The organism is Pelagibacterium halotolerans (assembly GCF_044811015.1).
GTDB lineage: Bacteria > Pseudomonadota > Alphaproteobacteria > Rhizobiales > Devosiaceae > Pelagibacterium > Pelagibacterium halotolerans_A.
Genome location: NZ_CP085243.1, coordinates 2,838,566 through 2,856,047 on the forward strand (window position 1 = coordinate 2,838,566; position 17,482 = coordinate 2,856,047).

Annotated in this window: 20 protein-coding genes and 1 tRNA gene; 12 read left to right on the forward strand and 9 right to left on the reverse strand. The window is 61.8% G+C overall.

What is annotated here, in order from left to right; translation table 11 throughout:
- From LG281_RS13695 to LG281_RS13705, 3 genes are all read right to left on the reverse strand, one after another.
- A complete protein-coding gene (locus LG281_RS13695) occupies nt 1-423 on the reverse strand; it encodes a TIGR01244 family sulfur transferase (protein ID WP_404401606.1) in 423 nt (140 codons plus the stop codon).
- Nucleotides 424-513: 90 nt separating this feature from the next.
- Nucleotides 514-2,070, reverse strand: a complete 1,557-nt coding sequence (locus tag LG281_RS13700; protein ID WP_404401608.1) for a putative bifunctional diguanylate cyclase/phosphodiesterase — start codon at nt 2,068-2,070, stop codon at nt 514-516.
- 117 nt (nt 2,071-2,187) lie between these two features.
- Nucleotides 2,188-3,246: a glycine betaine ABC transporter substrate-binding protein gene (locus tag LG281_RS13705; protein WP_404401610.1), complete on the reverse strand. Its 1,059-nt coding sequence runs from the start codon at nt 3,244-3,246 to the stop codon at nt 2,188-2,190.
- A gap of 237 nt (nt 3,247-3,483) precedes the next feature.
- On the opposite strand from LG281_RS13705, the gene LG281_RS13710 reads away from it, so the two are divergent.
- The 3 genes from LG281_RS13710 to LG281_RS13720 all read left to right on the forward strand — a co-directional run bounded on the left by LG281_RS13710 (nt 3,484) and on the right by LG281_RS13720 (nt 6,507).
- Nucleotides 3,484-4,692, forward strand: a complete 1,209-nt coding sequence (locus tag LG281_RS13710; protein ID WP_404401612.1) for an ABC transporter substrate-binding protein — start codon at nt 3,484-3,486, stop codon at nt 4,690-4,692.
- A 754-nt stretch (nt 4,693-5,446) separates the two neighbouring features.
- Entirely contained in the window at nt 5,447-6,067 is a 621-nt protein-coding gene (locus LG281_RS13715) for a class I SAM-dependent methyltransferase (RefSeq protein ID WP_404401614.1), read from the forward strand.
- A 14-nt stretch (nt 6,068-6,081) separates the two neighbouring features.
- Nucleotides 6,082-6,507: an SAM-dependent methyltransferase gene (locus tag LG281_RS13720; protein ID WP_404401616.1), complete on the forward strand. Its 426-nt coding sequence runs from the start codon at nt 6,082-6,084 to the stop codon at nt 6,505-6,507.
- 301 nt (nt 6,508-6,808) lie between these two features.
- Here LG281_RS13720 and LG281_RS13725 read toward each other — a convergent pair whose 3' ends face one another.
- Complete coding sequence (locus tag LG281_RS13725; RefSeq protein WP_404401618.1) at nt 6,809-7,927, reverse strand: D-alanyl-D-alanine carboxypeptidase family protein; 1,119 nt, start codon at nt 7,925-7,927, stop codon at nt 6,809-6,811.
- Between the two features lie 257 nt (nt 7,928-8,184).
- Nucleotides 8,185-8,877 carry a helix-turn-helix transcriptional regulator gene (locus tag LG281_RS13730; RefSeq protein WP_404401620.1) on the reverse strand — a complete coding sequence of 231 codons (693 nt, stop codon included), beginning with the start codon at nt 8,875-8,877 and terminating at the stop codon, nt 8,185-8,187.
- Between the two features lie 85 nt (nt 8,878-8,962).
- Between LG281_RS13730 and LG281_RS13735 the strand changes: the two genes are divergently transcribed.
- Nucleotides 8,963-9,535, forward strand: coding sequence for a type 1 glutamine amidotransferase family protein (locus tag LG281_RS13735; protein ID WP_404401622.1), 573 nt, complete (start codon nt 8,963-8,965; stop codon nt 9,533-9,535).
- A 64-nt stretch (nt 9,536-9,599) separates the two neighbouring features.
- Nucleotides 9,600-10,004: a winged helix-turn-helix transcriptional regulator gene (locus LG281_RS13740; protein WP_404406753.1), complete on the forward strand. Its 405-nt coding sequence runs from the start codon at nt 9,600-9,602 to the stop codon at nt 10,002-10,004.
- Nucleotides 10,005-10,036: 32 nt separating this feature from the next.
- Here LG281_RS13740 and gluQRS read toward each other — a convergent pair whose 3' ends face one another.
- Complete coding sequence (gluQRS, locus tag LG281_RS13745) at nt 10,037-10,891, reverse strand: tRNA glutamyl-Q(34) synthetase GluQRS (protein WP_404401624.1); 855 nt, start codon at nt 10,889-10,891, stop codon at nt 10,037-10,039.
- A gap of 42 nt (nt 10,892-10,933) precedes the next feature.
- Here gluQRS and LG281_RS13750 point away from each other — a divergent pair, with 42 nt between their 5' ends.
- The 3 genes from LG281_RS13750 to LG281_RS13760 all read left to right on the forward strand — a co-directional run bounded on the left by LG281_RS13750 (nt 10,934) and on the right by LG281_RS13760 (nt 12,936).
- Complete coding sequence (locus tag LG281_RS13750; RefSeq protein WP_404401626.1) at nt 10,934-11,593, forward strand: DNA-3-methyladenine glycosylase family protein; 660 nt, start codon at nt 10,934-10,936, stop codon at nt 11,591-11,593.
- Between the two features lie 13 nt (nt 11,594-11,606).
- Complete coding sequence (locus LG281_RS13755) at nt 11,607-12,305, forward strand: alpha/beta hydrolase (protein WP_404401628.1); 699 nt, start codon at nt 11,607-11,609, stop codon at nt 12,303-12,305.
- A gap of 73 nt (nt 12,306-12,378) precedes the next feature.
- Nucleotides 12,379-12,936 (forward strand): HNH endonuclease, encoded by a 558-nt coding sequence (locus LG281_RS13760; protein ID WP_404401630.1) that lies wholly within the window; start codon nt 12,379-12,381, stop codon nt 12,934-12,936.
- Here the strand turns inward: LG281_RS13760 and LG281_RS13765 are convergent, their stop codons facing one another.
- Both LG281_RS13765 and LG281_RS13770 read right to left on the reverse strand, forming a co-directional pair.
- A complete protein-coding gene (locus LG281_RS13765) occupies nt 12,937-13,461 on the reverse strand; it encodes a disulfide bond formation protein B (RefSeq protein WP_404401632.1) in 525 nt (174 codons plus the stop codon).
- A 280-nt stretch (nt 13,462-13,741) separates the two neighbouring features.
- Nucleotides 13,742-14,320, reverse strand: a complete 579-nt coding sequence (locus tag LG281_RS13770; RefSeq protein ID WP_404401634.1) for a YqaA family protein — start codon at nt 14,318-14,320, stop codon at nt 13,742-13,744.
- Between the two features lie 191 nt (nt 14,321-14,511).
- Between LG281_RS13770 and LG281_RS13775 the strand changes: the two genes are divergently transcribed.
- Nucleotides 14,512-14,598: transfer RNA gene (locus LG281_RS13775), tRNA-Leu, on the forward strand.
- A gap of 43 nt (nt 14,599-14,641) precedes the next feature.
- Here the strand turns inward: LG281_RS13775 and LG281_RS13780 are convergent.
- The gene (locus LG281_RS13780) at nt 14,642-15,601 is read right to left on the reverse strand and encodes an NAD-dependent epimerase/dehydratase family protein (RefSeq protein WP_404401636.1); all 960 of its coding nucleotides are present in this window, start codon (nt 15,599-15,601) and stop codon (nt 14,642-14,644) included.
- Nucleotides 15,602-15,719: 118 nt separating this feature from the next.
- On the opposite strand from LG281_RS13780, the gene LG281_RS13785 reads away from it, so the two are divergent.
- The 3 genes from LG281_RS13785 (at nt 15,720) to LG281_RS13795 (ending at nt 17,465) form a co-directional block, all read left to right on the forward strand.
- Complete coding sequence (locus LG281_RS13785; protein WP_404401638.1) at nt 15,720-16,583, forward strand: LysR family transcriptional regulator; 864 nt, start codon at nt 15,720-15,722, stop codon at nt 16,581-16,583.
- A gap of 81 nt (nt 16,584-16,664) precedes the next feature.
- Complete coding sequence (locus LG281_RS13790) at nt 16,665-16,871, forward strand: twin transmembrane helix small protein (protein ID WP_404401640.1); 207 nt, start codon at nt 16,665-16,667, stop codon at nt 16,869-16,871.
- 3 nt (nt 16,872-16,874) lie between these two features.
- The gene (locus LG281_RS13795; protein ID WP_404401642.1) at nt 16,875-17,465 is read left to right on the forward strand and encodes a cob(I)yrinic acid a,c-diamide adenosyltransferase; all 591 of its coding nucleotides are present in this window, start codon (nt 16,875-16,877) and stop codon (nt 17,463-17,465) included.
- Nucleotides 17,466-17,482: the final 17 nt, after the last annotated feature.

Consider the following 17,482-nt stretch of genomic DNA (forward strand, 5'->3'; position numbering starts at 1 on the left):
TCAGGCGATCGGTTTGTCGAGATGGGCAGCAAGATGGCTTATATCGTAACCGGCCTGTTTGGCGGAGGAAATGATCTCGCTTGCATCGTGTTGACCGGCCTGGCTCAACGCCCAGAGGGTGGTCGAGCGCGTTCCTGAGCGGCAGAAGCAAAAGACGGGGCCATTGGCAGTATCGAGCACGTCGCGGGTTTGCGCGAGCATTTGCGGGCTCACGCCTTCGCGGCCCATGGGAATTTCGACATAGGTGAGGCCCGCCGCTTTAACGGCCTCCGCGATATCGGCATTGGCGGGTTGATCTGGCGCTTCACCGTCCGGGCGGTTGTTGACCACCGCCACAAAACCGGCGGCCTTGATCTCGGCGACGTCCTCGGGCGTAATCTGGCCCGAAACGCTTACGGCGTCATTGATCTTCCTGATGTCCAATCCGCGCTCCCGTTTCCCCTTGGTGGATACTCCGTTCTTATAAGCGCGAGCCATGGGGTTCTGCAACCGCGATGCTACTTGGACATTCGGCTAGGCCGCACTTGCGATTGGCAGATCGTGCGAGAGGAATGCGACGCATTGGTCGAGCGGCATGGGACGGGCGAGCAGATAGCCCTGGACCGCGGCGCAACCGGCTTGGCGCGCGGCCTCGCGCTGATCCATTGTCTCGATACCCTCGGCCACGACGTCGACGTCAAGCACACGGGCAAGACGCGCAACGGCCTGAACGATGATCGCGTCGACGCGGCTGGTGAGCATATTGGCGATATAGGTGCGATCGATCTTGATGCAATCGAAGGGGAAGTTGCGCAGATAGGCGAGGCTCGCATGGCCGGCACCGAAATCGTCGATGGCGATCCGGATACCGGTTTCGCGCAGGGCGCGCAAATTGATCCGTTCGACGTCGCCAGCGCGCAAGGGCGCGGTTTCGGTCACCTCTACGATCAACTTTTGCGGAGAAACGCCGGCTTCTTTAAGGATTTTCGCGACGCGATCGGCATAGCCCTCCCGGCGCAGTTCGGCAGCCGAGACATTGACCGCGATGGCGGGGACGGCGAGGTCGTCGATATCGCGGCAGGCACGCCGCAGGACCCATTCACCGAGCTTGTCGATCAAATCGCCCTGCTCGGCGATGGGGACGAAGTCCGAGGGCGGAATGAGCCCGCGCACGGGGTGTTTCCAGCGCACAAGCGCTTCAACGGACACGACTTCATCCTTGGCGCCGAAGACCGGCTGGTAGAAAAGCTCGAGCTCATTGAGGAGGATAGCGGTGCGCAACTCGCGCTCGATGAAGCGCTGATGGCGTTCCTCGGCGAGCATTTCGGCCTCGAATGCGATAACCTTGGAGCGGCCAGATCGCTTGCCTTTATAGAGCGCGAGATCGGCTTTCGACATCAGGACGTCGACCGTGGCGCCGTCTTCGGGGGCGACCGCGACGCCAATGGTGGCCGACAGGCGCATGTCGCGTCCGGCATGGGACACCGGGGTATCGAGTCGTGCCAGGATGTGTTCGCCCAACCGGCGCAACGCCGCTTTCGAGTCGATGCCGGGAATAGCGATCGCGAATTCGTCGCCGCCCAGCCGGCCGAAGATCGCATCCGGTGCGGTTTCAGCAATCACTCGGGCAAAGCGCTGTAGCGCGGCGTCGCCGGCAGCGTGACCCAGCCCATCGTTGATCGATTTGAGGTGATCCATGTCGAACTGTAAAAAGGCGAGCGGTGTCTTCGTGCTGCGCCGTACAAGACTCTTGAGCTCAGCGAGGAAATAACCGCGCGTCATCGCGCCGGTAAGGGCGTCGCGATTGATGGCCGCGACGTGCTCGCGCCGCTGGATTTCGGCTTCGGCGAGGGCGTGCTTGAGGCCGCGATAGCCGAACCAGAAGACGCCAAGCAGGACGAGGCAAGGTAGCGCGCCGGCCACGATCAGCCCTACGAGCGAAGGGCGGTTTGAAACAACGGCCTCAAGTGCCGCAATGAGCAAGCCCACGAGCGCCAGGGCCGCAGCGCAGCCCACCAGGGCCATCAGGCGGTATTGAGACAACACGGCTTCGGGCGTGGCGTGGATGGTGGCAGATGTTGGATTGCGCACGTTCTGGACCTTTCATGGGCGTTCTGCCGCAGGCCGACCGGTAAGTGCGCAGCATGACAGTCCCGTGACAGTTCGATGAAAAGGACTTTTGTTCCAGACTGTTAGGTTATCCGGACGTTAACGGTCAGCGTCGACCCATTGCTGCCAGAGGTCTTGCCGGGTTTCGATGAAATGTGCCGCCGTCTCTTCTATGCCCGCTTCGTTTTCCGCCTGCCAGGCGAGAAGTGCGTTCATTTCCGTAACCGGCATGACGGCTCGGCCAAAATAGGCGGCAATCTCGTTTGCGTCGGTAAACACCCACTCGGCCAGCGCGATCACGACGGTATCCGGAGCGTATGACGAGGGGCCGAAGGGCACGCAGCCGGCGAGCGCCATGCATTGCGCGGCGGCACTGTCGAGCCCGCCCATGCCGAGCGGTTCGAGTTCGAGCCGGTCGATGAGACCGTTGGGTTGCCAATAGTACGATACGACCGGCTCGCCCTGGGTGACGGCATCGGTCAAAAGCCTGTCCAGGGCGAGGCGATCCTCCGGTGTTACGATCTCGAACCGGTCGTCGAGGCCGAAGGCGCCGAGCATTTTTTCCGTGATGAGCGCGCAGGCCCAGTCGGACGGGCAGGATATGAAGCGTGCGGTTTGCGCGCCTTCTTGCGCAAAGACGCGCCAGTGGTCGATGAGATCCCCGGCATTCTGAAGCGCCGGATTGTTGGCCTTGACATAGCCGGGGACGAACCACGCTTCAAGCGGCCCGCCCGAATAGGTGTCGCCCGCGGCACGCAGGCTTTGGGCGCGCAGCGCGCCGTTCCAGATTTCGGGGTAGCGCGAGGCCCAGATTTCGGGTGCGGCGGCGGGCTGGCGGGTGGTCGACATCGATGAGAGGGTCGATTCGGGATCGCCAGGCACGAGGCGCACGGTGCAGCCGAACTCTTCGGTCAGGATATTGGCGTGGATATGGGCGAGGATTGCTGCGGATGGCCAGTTCATCTGTGCGATGGTGAAGGCGTCGGACGCGCAGGCTGAGGCCGGACCGGCGGCGGGTTCGGCTTCGGACGCGGCTTGCGCGGGAGGGGACTGCGGACCGAGCACCTGAACCTGCGCCTGCGCGCCGCCCGAAAGGATGACGAAACCGGCGAATGCGGTTGCAACAGGATTTCGCAGGGCGGCGCTGAGGGCTTTCATGGGCGGCAAATTCGCAAATGCTGGAGGGTTAAGCAACTGACAAGATGGATCAATTGCCAGTTGCGAAAACGGGTGACTTGGCCCGCCCAAATGTGCAATGCTTGCCCCTGACGGGGCCCGGGGCTTGGGTTCCGATCCTGTTGGGGCCCATCGGCACGAAAGACTGGAGCGCGACGTCCATGACGTTAAAGCTCCGGCGAGCCGGTGGGCAAGTACAGACGAACATTGAGGGAAATCATGCGTCATATCAAAAAAGCTTTGACCCTGGCCGTCGCCGCGGGCGTTCTTTCGGCGGCGGCTCCGGCGATCGCCCAAGACGTCAACCTGGGCTTCGTTGGCGGCTTCACCGGGCCGATCGAAAGCCTTACACCACCGATTTTCGCGGGCGCCGAACTGGCCGTTGAACACGTCAATGCACAGGGGGGTATTCTTGACGGCGGCACGCTGTCGATCCTTTCGGCCGATGGTGCGTGCGATGCGACCGCTGCGGCCAACGCCACCGACCGTCTGGTCAATACCGATCAGGTTACCGCAATCGTCGGCGGGTTGTGCACGGGCGAAACGATCGGCGGGGCGAACTCTGCCGGTATTCCGGGCGGCGTTGTCATGATCTCGCCGGCTTCGACCGCGCCAGCGGTCACCACGCTCGAGGACAACGACCTTGTCTTCCGCACGACGCCATCGGATGCCTTCCAGGGCGTGAAGATGGCCGAGCTGTTGCTTGGCAAAGACATCACTGAAGTGGCCGTGACCTATGTCAACAACGACTATGGTTCGGGCTTCGCCGATGCGTTCGCCACAGCTTACGAGGAAGGCGGCGGAACGATCCTCGCAAACCTCGCGCATGAAGACGGCAAGGCCGACTACCGTGCGGAACTGGGCAACCTCGCGTCCTCGGGGGCCGAAACGCTCGTTATCCTCGCCTATGCGAACTCCTCGGGCCAGACGATCCTGCGCCAGGCGCTGGAATCGGGCAACTTCCTCACCTTCGTGGGCGGCGACGGCATGGTCGGCGACGACCTGTTCACTGGCGTCGACGCAGCGGCGGTCGAGGGCATGATCGCGACCCGCGCGGGTGCGTTCGCGGGTGAGTCCGCTAGCGTCTTCACGGAGCTCGCGACCGAAGCCGAACTCGATCCGAATGCGGTTTATGCGCCGCAGGCTTATGACGCGGCCTTCCTTCTTGCGCTCGCCGTCGAGAAGAATGGCTCGGCCGACCGCGAGGGCCTGTCCGCCGCGTTGCGCGAAGTGGCTTCGGCCCCGGGCGAACCGATCCTGCCGGGCGAATGGGAAAAGGCCAAGGCGCTGATCGCCGAAGGCACCGACATCGACTATATCGGTGCCGGTGGCAATCTCGATTTCGACGAAGCCGGTGACGTCGACGGCGTCATTGTCGAGCTCACCGTCGAGGGTGGCTCGTTCACCGAAGTCGGCGTGATCGAGTAAGGCGGCTGCGTTTTTTGAGATTTGGAAGCGCCCGGGGCTATCCTGGGCGCTTCTTTTTTGAGCCAGCGGTGACGCCTTAGAGCCTGACTCAAAAGTCCGACGGGTCGGCTTGGCGGGTCTTTGTTGCCCGGAATTGAAGGAGAATTTTAGCCAATATGTCCAATATTGCCCAAAATTCCCCTTCAATTCCAACCAAAAATCCCTCACCAATCCTCAGCCGCGGACTTTTGGGTCAGGCTCTTAGCGGGCAGCCCAAAGCGCCCTCCGGCAATCTGCCATCAGGTTCAAATAGCGTGGACGGTATGCGGCGAGACGCGCCTCATACTGATTATATAGATGCGAGGCACGCCTCGCCGCATACGTCCGGGATTTTTGGCTTGGCGTCCGCTCGGGCTGGGGCCAATCCCCGCCAGGTTTCCCCGGTGACCACAGGATCGCTGTGGCTGGCCACGGTGACGTTTGGGCCTCCGCTGGGACGACTCCCATCGGACCCGGACCGGTCCCGCCCAAACGTTCGTTGCGCCTGCGCCCATCAAAAGCGGGTCCGTGGAAAGCATCATACTTGACGTTTCGGGGGCGGGGATAAGTTTCCCGCTTTCGCTGTTTTGCCAATGCGTTACAGTAGATGCGATGGCCCTCCGGCTCATGCCGTGTCCAGCTGGAGATCTCACCGGTCCCCCGTGTCAACGGTTTGCTCGGTCCGCGAAGCTGCGCTATCAGGTTTCGGGCAAGCAGCGATGGGGACCGGGCGATCATGTGGCTCAATGGAACACAGGGATATGCCGAAGAAGCGGATACGCTTGTCGTGCGGTATGAGCGCGCTGCCTTTTCCGAGGTTCACCGGCCGATCTTGGATATGATCCCGGCTGCACCGGCGCGGGTTCTGGATATAGGCTCTGGGACGGGCCGGGATGCGGCTGCACTTGCGGCGATGGGGCACCGCGTCGTTGCCGCCGAGCCGACCGATGCCTTTCGTGAAGCCGCAATGGCCTTGCATCCGTCTCCGTCTATTCGCTGGGTCGATGACGGGCTGCCGGAACTCGGTGCCGTCCGAGCGATGGATGAACGGTTCGACCTCATCATGCTTACAGCCGTGTGGATGCATCTCGAGGAGGCCGAACGCCGGCTCGCCATGCCGCAGATCGTTGCGTTGTTGCGGGACGAGGGCATACTGATCATGACGCTGCGTCACGGGGTTGTTCCGCAAGGCCGGCGCATGTTCGCGGTTACCGGTGACGAGACAATTGCGCTTGCGCAAGCGCAGGGGCTTACCCTGAAATATCGTGAGCTGACGGAATCGCCTCCGAACTCGCCGAATTATCGTGCCGGTATTACATGGACGCGGCTGGCGTTTACGAAGCCCTTGCGCGGATAGGGAAGTATAAACTCATGCGTGTGCTCTCGCCTCGTCTCAAAGCCGTTGTGGACGCTCTGCCGCTTGTACCCGGTACGCGCGTGCTTGAAATCGGGTGCGGTCCCGGCGCAATGGCGCGTGAAATGGCGATGCGCGTTGGATCCGAAGGCCATGTGCTTGGCATCGACCGTTCGGCCAAGGCGATTTCCCAAGCGGAGGCTGGATCGCGCCTGGAAATAGGCGCGGGAACGCTCAGGTTCCGGCAAGTTAAGGCGGAGGATTTTGTTCTTCTGGATGGCGAAGCCCCATTCGACATCGTTGTGGCCATACGGGTGGGGGCGTTCGATGGACGGCATCCGCAGGCGGGCGAGAAGGCGCGGCCGCGAATTGCCGCGGCGCTCAAGCCTGGCGGGCGGTTCTTTATAGATGGGGGAGCGCCGCTGCGGGAGATCGTGCTTTAACGCTCTTGACAGGTTAGTGAGGCGCTTCACGTTATTTGATGGCTTATCCTGAGAAGCGCTCACACATTTTTGCCATGACTCCGTTGCCTTCATCCAAATCGCCAGGCCGCCGCCTGCCAATTTGGATGAAGCGGGCACAAGGAGTGTGAGACCCGAAGGGCCGTGCCAACGAAATGCGGGCTAGAACTGCGGTCGCGCGGGCGGCGGTTGTGTGAGGCCGGTTGTGTTGGTGTCGAGGCTGACGAAGCTGCTGTCGCCGGCGGTAAGAGCCTGACCGAAAATTTGGACGACCCGCCAGCCCTCAGCCGCCAAATTTCCGGTCAGGCTCCAGGGTCTCGTCGAAGCCGCCAGCAGCATAGGTTGGGGCGGCGGGCATGCCTGAAGGGCGTGGGCGGGGCAGCGGGACGTTGCGCAGCCGGCCGAGCACCGCGAGGCTGTAAGAGGGTGGGGTGAGATCGTCGGTCAGGTAGCTCAGCTCGCCATCGAGCCCCAGAGGGAATTCTTCCATGCGGGCTTCGTTGTAGTCCGGTGCATTTGCGCCGCAGATCAGCGGGCGCATGTCGACCGGCGCCAGACCAGCGGAGTTGGTGAGCGCAACGATCGACGTCCCGGTACCGCGATAACCGCCGGCAAAGCCGGAAAAGAGCATCTGGGCGGTCATCTCGCCGCGTTCGCGGGCCGAGGAAGCGCCGAGCGTGATCGCCATCAGATGGCGGCCGTTGCGGGCGGCGGTAGCGACGATATTGAGCCCCGAAGCACACACATAGCCCGTTTTCATGCCGTCCGTGCCCAGAAACTTGCTCAGGAGGATGTTGTTGGATTCCATCCTTGCGCCGCCATGGGTCACCGACTCGGTGGAAAAGATCGCATCATACTGCGGATAGCGCGCGCGGATGGTGAGCGCGAGAATGGCGAGATCGCGGGCCGAGGTCACCTGGGCGGGGTCGTGCAGGCCATGGGGATTGACGTAATGGGTTGCGGTCATGCCCATTTCGGCGGCCCGCGCGTTCATCATCTGGACGAAACGCTCTTCGGTTCCGCCGACGGTTTCGGCAATGGCGACGGCGATGTCGTTGGCAGATTTGACGATGAGCGCATAAAGCGCATCTTGCATCGTCATTGCCGTGCCTTCGGGCAGGCCGAGCTTGGAGGGCGGGACCGAAAGGGCGTTGGCCGACGTGATGACGGGCGTCGAGAGTGAGATCTGGCCGGACTGGATCGCCTCGAAGGCCAAAAGCGCGGTCATCAGCTTGGTGAGTGAGGCCGGATGCCAGGGCACGCCAGCCTCGTTCTCGAACAGGACCTCGCCGGTCCGCATGTCGACGAGCAGTTGCGGGATTGCGAAGGCAGGGACAAGGTTCGAAAGGGCAAGCGCGAGCGCAAGGCTCAGCGTAAGCAGGGTGCGCCGGACAAGTTTCACCGGTGACCGTCTCCGTTTATGATGATTTGCGCGCCGTGATGCCGTTGATAGCAAGGCGATTGTGGCAGAACAATGCCGGAGAGTACTTTTGCAGGGCAATCGCTTGAAGGGGTGGGGGTATTCGGCACAAGCCGAAGTCATATGCGATTGCCCTGATGCTTTTCGTGATTCTCCGGATCGCGAAAAACTCTATGTCTTTAGGGCCTGTTAACACTTATGGATGGGGGGTTGACGGGCCCTAGTTTGCCGAAAGCGCTCTATCGCATGTCGGGCATGTTGTTGCGCGCGATCCACGTGTTGAGGAGCGTTTGGCGGCGTTTGGGCATTCTTTCGTCTTTCACTGCGGCATCCACGATGCGTGCGATGGCGAAATTGCGGAAATCGTTGCGTAATGTGCAATGGGCAAGGAGCATCTGTCCATCGTCGCGATAGCCGAGCGCGACCGGCCAGACGTCGCGGGTTGTGACGGCCTCGTTGCGGTCCTTGTAAACGAGATGGATGACACGCTCCTCCCGCAAGGCATGGCGCAGGTTGGCGAGGAAGCTGGCGATTTCGGGGGTGCGGCTGGGGAAGGCGAAGAGCCCGACGGCGTCCATTTCGTGCCGTTTTTCGGGCGGCAGGGCGGCGATCAGTTTGGCCTCTGCATCGCGGGCGGATTGGGCAAGGTCGTCATCGGGACCGTAGATCATGCCGCGCAGGCCGAGGACGAGGGCCTCGAGTTCGGGGGTCGAAAAGGTCAGCGGTGGCAGCCAGTATTCGGCGCGGACCATATAACCGATGCCGGCTTCTCCGTCGATGGCGGCGCCCATGGATTTGAGCGTGTCGATATCGCGGTAGATCGAGCGCTTGGAAACGCCCATTTCCTCGGCGAGGATCCGGGCGCTGACCGGGCGCTTGCGGCGTCTCAAGGCCTGCATCAGTTCAAGCAAACGCTCGGAACGGGCGGACATTTGCGGTTCGCGATCCTGCTGACAAAAACTGGCACAATGCCGCGTCAGCATAGCGCCATTGGACGCATCGGCAAGGAGATGAACGATGACACGGTTGGCAATCCTTTTGACGGAAGGCTTTGCAGATTGGGAGTGCGCGCATGTGATGGCATCGGGGCGGGAATATTTCGGGATGGAGATCGTCGTTGCAACGCCCGGTGGGATGCCCGTTACGTCGTCGGGCGGGCTCAAGGTGACGCCGGATGCGGATTGCGATGCGCTCGATCCTGAAGAGTTCGACGGCATTGCGATTTGCGGCGGTACCATCTGGGAGACCGACGCGGCGCCGGATATTTCGGGTGTGGTGCAGCGGTTTACGGAGGCCGGCAAGCTGGTTGCGGGCATTTGCGCGGGCGTTCTGGCGTTGGCGCGGACCGGGGTGCTCAATGACAAGCCGCATACGGGAAACGATGTCGGACAGCTCAAGTCCGCTCCGGCCTACGAGGGGCACGCGCATTATGTCGATACGCCCCGGGCGATGCGCGCGGAGGGGCTGGTGACGGCGTCCGGTCTGGCACCGGTGACGTTCATGGTGGAGGTGTTCAATGCGCTCGGGTTCGGCGGTGACGATCTTGAGGCTTATCGGGGCATGCTCGCTGCCGAGCATCGGCCCGCGTAAGGGGCTGGTCACTATTGGTAACCTGGGCTAAATTGGGTGCCCGATTGTAAAGTGAGAGTGCCCAATTGTGACCCAGGCCCAACCCCTTGCCACGAAACCGCTCGCCAAGCGGGAGCCCGATCCGGCGGATCACACCACCTGCGCGGTAATGAGCGATATTCTCAACCGGATCGGAGACAAATGGAGTGTGATGATCGTCGGTCGCCTCGGGCACGGGACTAAGCGGTTTTCCGAGCTCAAGCGGGCGGTGGAGGGGATTTCCCAGCGCATGCTGACGCTCACCTTGCGCAATCTCGAGCGCGACGGGCTGGTTGTCCGTACCGTGTATCCGGAAATTCCGCCCCGGGTGGAGTACAAGCTCACGCCCTTGGGCGAGACGCTGCTCGAGCCGATCAACGCGCTCTGGGATTGGGCCAGTGTGCACGGGGAGGACATCGCCCGGGCGCGCGAACGCTATGACGGGCCTTGAGAACCCGAGTTTTAGATCGGGCTCTGAACCGATCAGAAGCCCAGCCGTTCGCGGACGTCCTCGGGCGTCCAACCCAACGCCCGCAGGTCGCGCAGGCTTTGCGATCCTCGGGATTTCGCCAGCTTTTCGTCGTGTGGATCGCGAATGAGGGTGTGGTGGCAATAAACCGGTGAGGGCAATCCCAGAAGCGCCTGCAAGAGCACGTGGATGTCGGTCGACCAGTAGAGGTCCATCCCGCGCGTCACGTGGGTGATGCCTTGCACCGCGTCGTCGAGGGTCACCGACAGGTGGTAGCTCGTGGGTGTGTCTTTTCTGACGATCACCACATCGCCCCAGCGCTCGGGGACGGCCTTGCGCATACGTATGGGATCGGCGGGTGAGGGTTCGGCTTGTGCGATTTCGAGTGCGCAGGCTTCGGCGGTCGCTCCTGCCATATCGAGGCGCCATTGTACCGGCACGCCTGCTGCCAGCAGCCCCTGCCGCTCAGCCATGCTCAAGCGCTTGCAAGTGCCCGGATAGATCGGCGCGCCATCGGGGTCGGTCTGTCCGCCGCTTGCCGCGCGTATGTCGCTACGGGAACAAAAGCAGGGGTAGAGCAATCCCTTCGTTCGCAGGATGTCGGCGGCTGCGGCATAGTCCGCGAAATGCCTGGACTGGCGCCGGACCGGTTCGGGATAGGTGAGCCCGAGCCATGCCAGATCCTCAATGGCGGCGGTGATAAAATCGGGTCGACAGCGCACCGTATCGATGTCTTCGATCCGCAGCAGCGCTATCCCGCCCATCTTGCGCGCCCAGCAATCGGTAAACAGCGCCGAATAGGCGTGGCCGAGATGCAGGTAACCGTTCGGGCTTGGCGCGAAACGAAAAATCGGTTGAGATGCCGCCACTTGCAATCCGCCGGACGAAAACGAGGAAAGTCATTCCCTATCATGACCGTACCCGACACTCCACTGCGCCTCGATACCGAAGAAGCGTTGGCCGTCCATCTTAGCGGCCTTGCGCAAAAGGACGAGCGGCTGGCGCGCGCCATCGCTCGAGCGGGCGCAGTCTCGCTGCGCACCTCACCGCGGGGGTTTGAGGGCATGGCGCGAATCGTCTGCGGGCAGCAACTCTCGGTCGCCAGCGCGCGGGCGATATGGGGCCGCGTCGAGGCATTGGGCGCGGTTCGAGCGGACGCCTATCTGTCGTTCGACGAGCCGACCCTGCGCGCGACCGGGCTTTCGCGGAGCAAATACGAAACGATTCGCGGGGTTGCCGAGGCGGTTTCGGCAGGGGCGCTCGATTTCGACATCATCGACGACCTTCCCGCCGAGGAAGCCATCGCGGCCCTCACCGAGCTCAAGGGTGTGGGGCCATGGACCGCCGAGATTTACCTGCTTTTCTGCGCGGGGCATCCGGATATCTTTCCAGCAGGGGATCTTGCGCTGCAAAAGGCCGTCGCGCATGCCTTCGAACTGCCTGAACTCCCGCCGGCGAAGGCGCTCATCGATATCGTAAGCCCCTGGTCGCCCCATCGCGGCGCAGCGGCACTGATGTTCTGGCGGTATTTTTCCGTCATGAAGAATTCCGGCGCGTGGGATGCGCTTTGAAAAAGGAATACGAATGATCTCCAAACTTTCCGGCCCGATGCTGCAGCCCGTCTCGGGCGATGCCAAACAGCTCGTCGTTCTCCTGCATGGGTACGGCTCGGATGGGCAAGATTTGATCGCGTTGGGCCAATACTGGCGCGATACGGCTCCAGATGCGCTCTTTGTGGCGCCCAATGCGCATGAGCCGGCCGGGTTCATTCCAGGTGGCTATCAATGGTTTCCCGTCGAGGCCGATTCCAACGGTGCCGTGGTGGATCCTGGCGGAACGGGGGCGGCCCGTCCAGTCATCATGCAGTTTCTCGAAGATCTTTGGGAGCAAACCGGCCTCGGTCCAGAGGATACGGTTCTCGTCGGTTTTTCGCAGGGCGCGATGATGGCGCTCGATGTCGGGCTGCGGCTTAAGCGTCCGCTCAGGGGCATTATCGCCTTTTCGGGCATGGTCATTGCACCGGAAAAGCTCGCCGACGAGAAGGGCTCGACGCCCCCGGTGCTGCTCATTCATGGCGATAACGACGAGATCGTCCCGGTCGCGGGCAGTAGGGACGCGCATGCACTCCTGGACGGGCTGAGCGTTCCTGTGCGGCTCCATATCGAGCCGGGCGTGGGGCATATGATCACGCAGCAGGGGCTTGATATCGCCACGGCTTTTCTCAAAGACGCGAGCCGGGAGGCCGGTTCTCGCCCTTTGGAGCGCAACCGGACTGAATTATAATCTTCACAGGGCTGTCATATCGGGCATAGAATATATCCATGGAATCGTTTGAATCCATTGCCCGGAGGGGTCTGTGACAGTCCATGTGTCACCGCAAGCCTGTCCTGCTCTTGTCCTGAACGCCGATTTTAGGCCGCTCAGCTATTATCCCTTGTCTCTTTGGAGCTGGCAGGACGCGATCAAGGCGGTTTGTCTCGAGCGTGTACATATTGTCTCTCACTACGACAAGGTGGTGCGAAGTCCGAGTTTTACGATGCGTTTGCCCAGCGTCGTCTCGCTCAAGGACTATGTTCAGCCCGCCAAATACCCCGCCTTTACCCGCTTCAACGTCTTTCTCCGCGACAAATTCCAGTGCCAATATTGCGGATCCAAGCACGATCTGACCTTCGATCACGTCGTTCCCCGCTCACGCGGCGGCCGCACAACCTGGGACAATGTCGTCGCCGCCTGCTCGCCATGCAATTTGCGCAAGGCGAACCGCATGCCCAAGGATATCGGCATGATCCCCATGCAGGCGCCCTTCCAGCCGACCGTACACGATTTGCATAATAACGGCCGCGCGTTTCCGCCCAACTACCTGCACGATAGCTGGCTCGATTTTCTCTATTGGGACATCGAACTGGAGCCGTGATCAGGCCGCGCGCCGGCGGCTCACCTGACCCCAGATGCTCATTGTGAGCAGGATGACGATCACCGCCGAGATGATGGCGTTGAACCCGGCCAGCGAAACGCCAAACAGTTCGAACTGTACTGCATCGCACGGGACGATCTGGGCGCCGCTCATGTCGCCAAGGCTGTCGAGGCTGACGGCGGCGTCACCGGTGCCGGTACAGGTCTGCGGACCCTCGAAGACACCGTATTCAACACCAGCATGATAGACCGCGACATAGGTGCCCCAAACGAACAGCGCGCCGACAATCGCCGTGAGCGCGATCCGCACCGGCTCAGGCACGCGCTCCCAGGCAAAAACGACGACGGCGAGCAGCGGCAGGCCGATATAGTATGGCCAGCGTTGGGTGAGGCACAATTCGCACGGGTAAAGCCCGCCGATATACTGGAACGACAGCGCGCCCAGAATGGTGAACAGCCCGATGGTGAAGGCGGCGTTGGCGCGGTTGCGGTTGGGGCCTACGGTCTGCGGGGAATGGAGTGTCATGGTGGTGATATCCCAGGGCCTGTTAACACTAATGGATAGGGGTTTGACGGGCCATAGTCCGAGAGCCTTGCGTGGAAAATTGCGCGCCATGGACGCTTGTCCACAAGCGGGATTTTTCGCGACAAGGGGCCGGACTATGACCCGCCCGGAGGGTTTTGCATAAATCGTCCACTGCCGGCGCGTTTCCCGCAGCACGGGGGATAACCCCGCCCTTCGGAAAACACTTGGCATTGAACGATTTATGCAAAATCAAACCCCTATCCATTAGTGTTAACAGGCCCTAAAGCAGCCTGATCGCGACGAACCCGCCGACCAGAAGAACGCCGAAGACCGCAGTAACCAGTCCGAGGCGTCTTTCGATGAAGTCGCGAATCGGCGCTCCAAAGAAGTAAAGCAGCCCCGCCACGAGGAAGAAGCGGGCGCCGCGCGAAAGGATCGAGCCGAGGACGAAGACGGGGAAAAAGAGCCCGGCGAATCCCGACGCGATGGTGAACACTTTGTAGGGAATAGGCGTAAACCCGGCGACAAATACAATCAAAAGTCCGTAATCGGCAAACCACGCCTGAAGCTGGGCGAAGGCGTCTTGATAGTGGTAGAAATCGATGAGCGGACGCGCCAGCGGTTCAAACAAATAGGCGCCGATGAGATAGCCGAAGATGCCCCCGACGACCGAGGCGATCGTGCAAATGAGCGCATTGCTCCAGGCGCTTTCCCTCTTGGCGACGACCATCGGGATCAACATCACGTCGGGGGGGATGGGAAAGAATGCGCTTTCCGCAAAGCTGACGCCGGCAAGCGCGGTGGGGGCGTGGCGTCCGGCAGCAAGGCCCATCACCCAGTCATAAAGGCGGCGTAGCATCGGTTATTCGGTCTCTGGTTCGGCTGCACCGGCCCAGGCCGGCACCCATATCTTGTGTTCAATACGGCGAAGCAGACGACAATGAGGCGCCACCGCCGAAATAATCGATACGCTAGCAGCCAATTCCTGACAATGGGTACACAACAGCGATTGACGCGCGCCTCCGAATACCTATAGTCCGGCGCGTCGCCGCGGGCGTGGCGGAACTGGTAGACGCGCCAGACTCAAAATCTGGTTCTGGAAACAGAGTGTCGGTTCGATTCCGACCGCCCGCACCACCCTTCGCGCTTACGCGCTTCGGGTGGCGAGCCACCCCCGGGCTCATGCGGCTTTTTGTGCTTTTTCGAAGATTGGTGCTGCCGCGTTGGCGATGGCCTCATGATAGGGCGTGCCGAAATCGGGGCCGAGGATGGCATCGAGGCGGTCGTCCTCGAGGCGCATTTCGTAATCCCACAGATAGCGCATTTTGACCAGTTCACGCAGGACCGGCATGACGAGGCCTGCGAGCTTCAGTGTCGTCCAGGGTGTTGAAACGAGCTTGAGCTTGCGTTGGGCCACGCGCTCGACGGCGGCGAAGGTCTCGTCGGGCGAGACGAAATGACCGGCGAAGTGGAAAGTCTCGAAGGCTCCGAATTGATCGCGCTTTTCGGCGAGGATGGCGAAGACCTTGGCGAGATCTGGAAGGTAGGCCCAGGCGTGACGGACGGTGCGCTCGGAACTGAGCGCGACCTTGCCCTTGGCGGCTTCGCGCAGGACCAGCGCGTCGAGGATCGTGCCATCGGTGTCCGGGCCGAAGAAATCGCCGGCGCGAAGGATGATGACCTGGACGGCGCCCGCGCCGCTGGCCTTTTTGAGTTGGTCTTCCATGCGGACGCGGATGGCGCCGCGCGGCGTTTGCGGGTCCTGCCGCAGGCCGGGCGTGACCACTTTGTCTGTTGCCTTGTAGTTGTAGATGTTGCCTGGGAAAAGAAGGGTACGGTTTTCGCCGGAAACCGCTTCGATGACGCGGGCGTTGAGGGCTTCGGCGGCGCCGTTGAACCATTTGTCGTAAGGCAGGTTCAGGCCGTTGAAGACGACGCCGGCGTCAGCGACTGCGGCCCTGATGTCAGCGATTGAATCCGCGTCGCCCTTGATGAATTCGACGCCCGCGACGGGTTTTTTGTTCGACCGGCCGAAGCCGATGACGCGCCAGTTGCGGGCGACGAAGGCCTTGGCGACGGCTTGGCCGATATGGCCGTTGATTCCGAGAATGGCGATGGTCTTGTCTTTGGTGTGGGTCATTGTCCTGCTCCGTTTGTGCGGTTGACACGCCGACAATCATTCATTCACATGAGAATGGAAATTGGTGAAAACTGCAGAGTAACTATTCATCTATGAATAGCGTGTCGGACTGGACCTTGTGGCGGAGTTTGCGGCGGTGGCCGAGCATGGATCGCTGTCGGCGGCGGCGCGCGCTCTGGGGGTGTCGCAGCCGACGATCGGGCGACACATCGAGGCTCTGGAGATCGGGCTGGGGGCGAAGCTCTTTGAACGGTCGCTTTCGGGGTTTACGCCCACGGAGTTGGGGTTGCGGGCTTACGAACCGGTGCGGCAGGCGGCACAGGCTTTGGCTGAGGCCGAGCTTTACGCGGCGGGGTCGAGCATGGTTCTTGGGGGGAGCGTGCGGATTACGGCGTCGGTGGTGACTTCGCACTATACGCTGCCGCCCATGCTACGGCGGTTGCGGGACGAATTTCCCGATATTGCGCTCGAGGTCGTGCCGACGGATTCGCCGGAAAACCTTCTGATGCGGGAGGCGGATATCGCCGTGCGGATGTTCCGGCCGACGCAGCTCGATCTGGTGACCCGCAAGGTTGGGGAAAGCGCGATCGTCGCTTGCGCGCATGAAAGCTATATCGCGACGCGTGGCGCGCCGGCGACGCCCGAGGAGCTTAGGGCGCACGAACTCGTCGGGTTCGACCGATCCGAATTGCTGATTGCGACGGCGCGGGCGCTGGGGTTCGAGCTGTCGCGGAACGATTTTTCGATCCGGTGCGACGACCAGAGCGCGCTTTGGGAGATGGTCAAGGCGGGATTGGGAATCGGGTTCGCGCAAAAGAATATCGTCAGTCAGACGCCGGGGATGGTGGTCATCGACCTGCCGCTGCCTATCCCGCCGCTCGAAGTCTGGCTCACGAGCCACAGGGAACTTTACGGGGCGCGGCGCATTCGGGTTGTTTATGACCGGCTGGCCGAAATGCTCGCCGTCTGGCTGCGGGCGTGACCATTTGCACGAAGCCGCGAATTCGGGCATGTGCTACATCAAAGGCCCAAACGCGACACGGCCAGCGGGAAAGCACAAGTCATGGAAACATTCGTCAATATTGCCCTGATCGCGGCCGTTTTTGCCGTGGCGGTGATCCTGTTCATGGGGCTTTACAACATGTTCAAGGGCGGATCGGGGAATCGCAGTCAGCAATTGATGCGCGCACGCGTCATCATGCAGGCGGTTGCGGTGTTGCTGCTGATGGCGGCGCTTTACTTTTTCGGAGGGCCGGGAGCCGGCTCGTAGACCATGGTCAAGCTCAACAAGATCTATACCCGCACGGGCGACGACGGCACGACGGGACTGGTAGACGGTCCGCGCCGGCGCAAGGACAATCTGCGCGTTGAAGCATTCGGCGCGGTCGACGAGACCAATGCGGCGGTCGGAATGTGCCGGCTCCATACCAAGGATATGGCGCGGGTCGATTCGGCACTCGGGCGCATCCAGAACGATCTCTTCGACCTCGGCTCCGACCTCGCGACGCCGGGGCCTGACGAGGGGCGGAAATATGCGCCCTTGCGGGTCACCGAGAAGCAGGTGGCCTGGCTCGAGGCGCAGATCGACCGGCATATCGAGGCGCTGGAACCGCTGACGTCGTTTGTTCTGCCGGGCGGTTCTCCCTTGGCGGCCAACTGCCATCTGGCGCGCACAATCGCGCGGCGGGCCGAGCGGGTGGTGGTGGCACTTTCCACCGAAGAGACGGTCAACCCCCAGATCCAGCGTTATCTCAACCGGCTTTCGGACCTGCTTTTCGTCTTGGGCAGGCTTGCCAATGCCAACGGAACAAAGGATGTTCTGTGGGAGCCGGGACGCAATACGGGCACTTCGAAAGAAGGGTGACGAGGTCAGGATACCGA

What these genes read in the sequence shown, in the direction of transcription:
- LG281_RS13755 (WP_404401628.1), top strand. Translation starts at nt 11,607, where the DNA reads ATGATCTCCAAACTTTCCGGCCCGATGCTGCAGCCCGTCTCGGGCGAT.
- LG281_RS13710 (WP_404401612.1), top strand. Translation starts at nt 3,484, where the DNA reads ATGCGTCATATCAAAAAAGCTTTGACCCTGGCCGTCGCCGCGGGCGTT.
- LG281_RS13720 (WP_404401616.1), top strand. Translation starts at nt 6,082, where the DNA reads ATGCGTGTGCTCTCGCCTCGTCTCAAAGCCGTTGTGGACGCTCTGCCG.
- LG281_RS13765 (WP_404401632.1), bottom strand. Translation starts at nt 13,461, where the DNA reads ATGACACTCCATTCCCCGCAGACCGTAGGCCCCAACCGCAACCGCGCC.
- LG281_RS13735 (WP_404401622.1), top strand. Translation starts at nt 8,963, where the DNA reads ATGACACGGTTGGCAATCCTTTTGACGGAAGGCTTTGCAGATTGGGAG.
- LG281_RS13770 (WP_404401634.1), bottom strand. Translation starts at nt 14,320, where the DNA reads ATGCTACGCCGCCTTTATGACTGGGTGATGGGCCTTGCTGCCGGACGC.
- LG281_RS13715 (WP_404401614.1), top strand. Translation starts at nt 5,447, where the DNA reads ATGTGGCTCAATGGAACACAGGGATATGCCGAAGAAGCGGATACGCTT.
- LG281_RS13780 (WP_404401636.1), bottom strand. Translation starts at nt 15,601, where the DNA reads ATGACCCACACCAAAGACAAGACCATCGCCATTCTCGGAATCAACGGC.
- LG281_RS13730 (WP_404401620.1), bottom strand. Translation starts at nt 8,877, where the DNA reads ATGTCCGCCCGTTCCGAGCGTTTGCTTGAACTGATGCAGGCCTTGAGA.
- LG281_RS13750 (WP_404401626.1), top strand. Translation starts at nt 10,934, where the DNA reads ATGACCGTACCCGACACTCCACTGCGCCTCGATACCGAAGAAGCGTTG.
- LG281_RS13705 (WP_404401610.1), bottom strand. Translation starts at nt 3,246, where the DNA reads ATGAAAGCCCTCAGCGCCGCCCTGCGAAATCCTGTTGCAACCGCATTC.
- LG281_RS13795 (WP_404401642.1), top strand. Translation starts at nt 16,875, where the DNA reads ATGGTCAAGCTCAACAAGATCTATACCCGCACGGGCGACGACGGCACG.
- LG281_RS13790 (WP_404401640.1), top strand. Translation starts at nt 16,665, where the DNA reads ATGGAAACATTCGTCAATATTGCCCTGATCGCGGCCGTTTTTGCCGTG.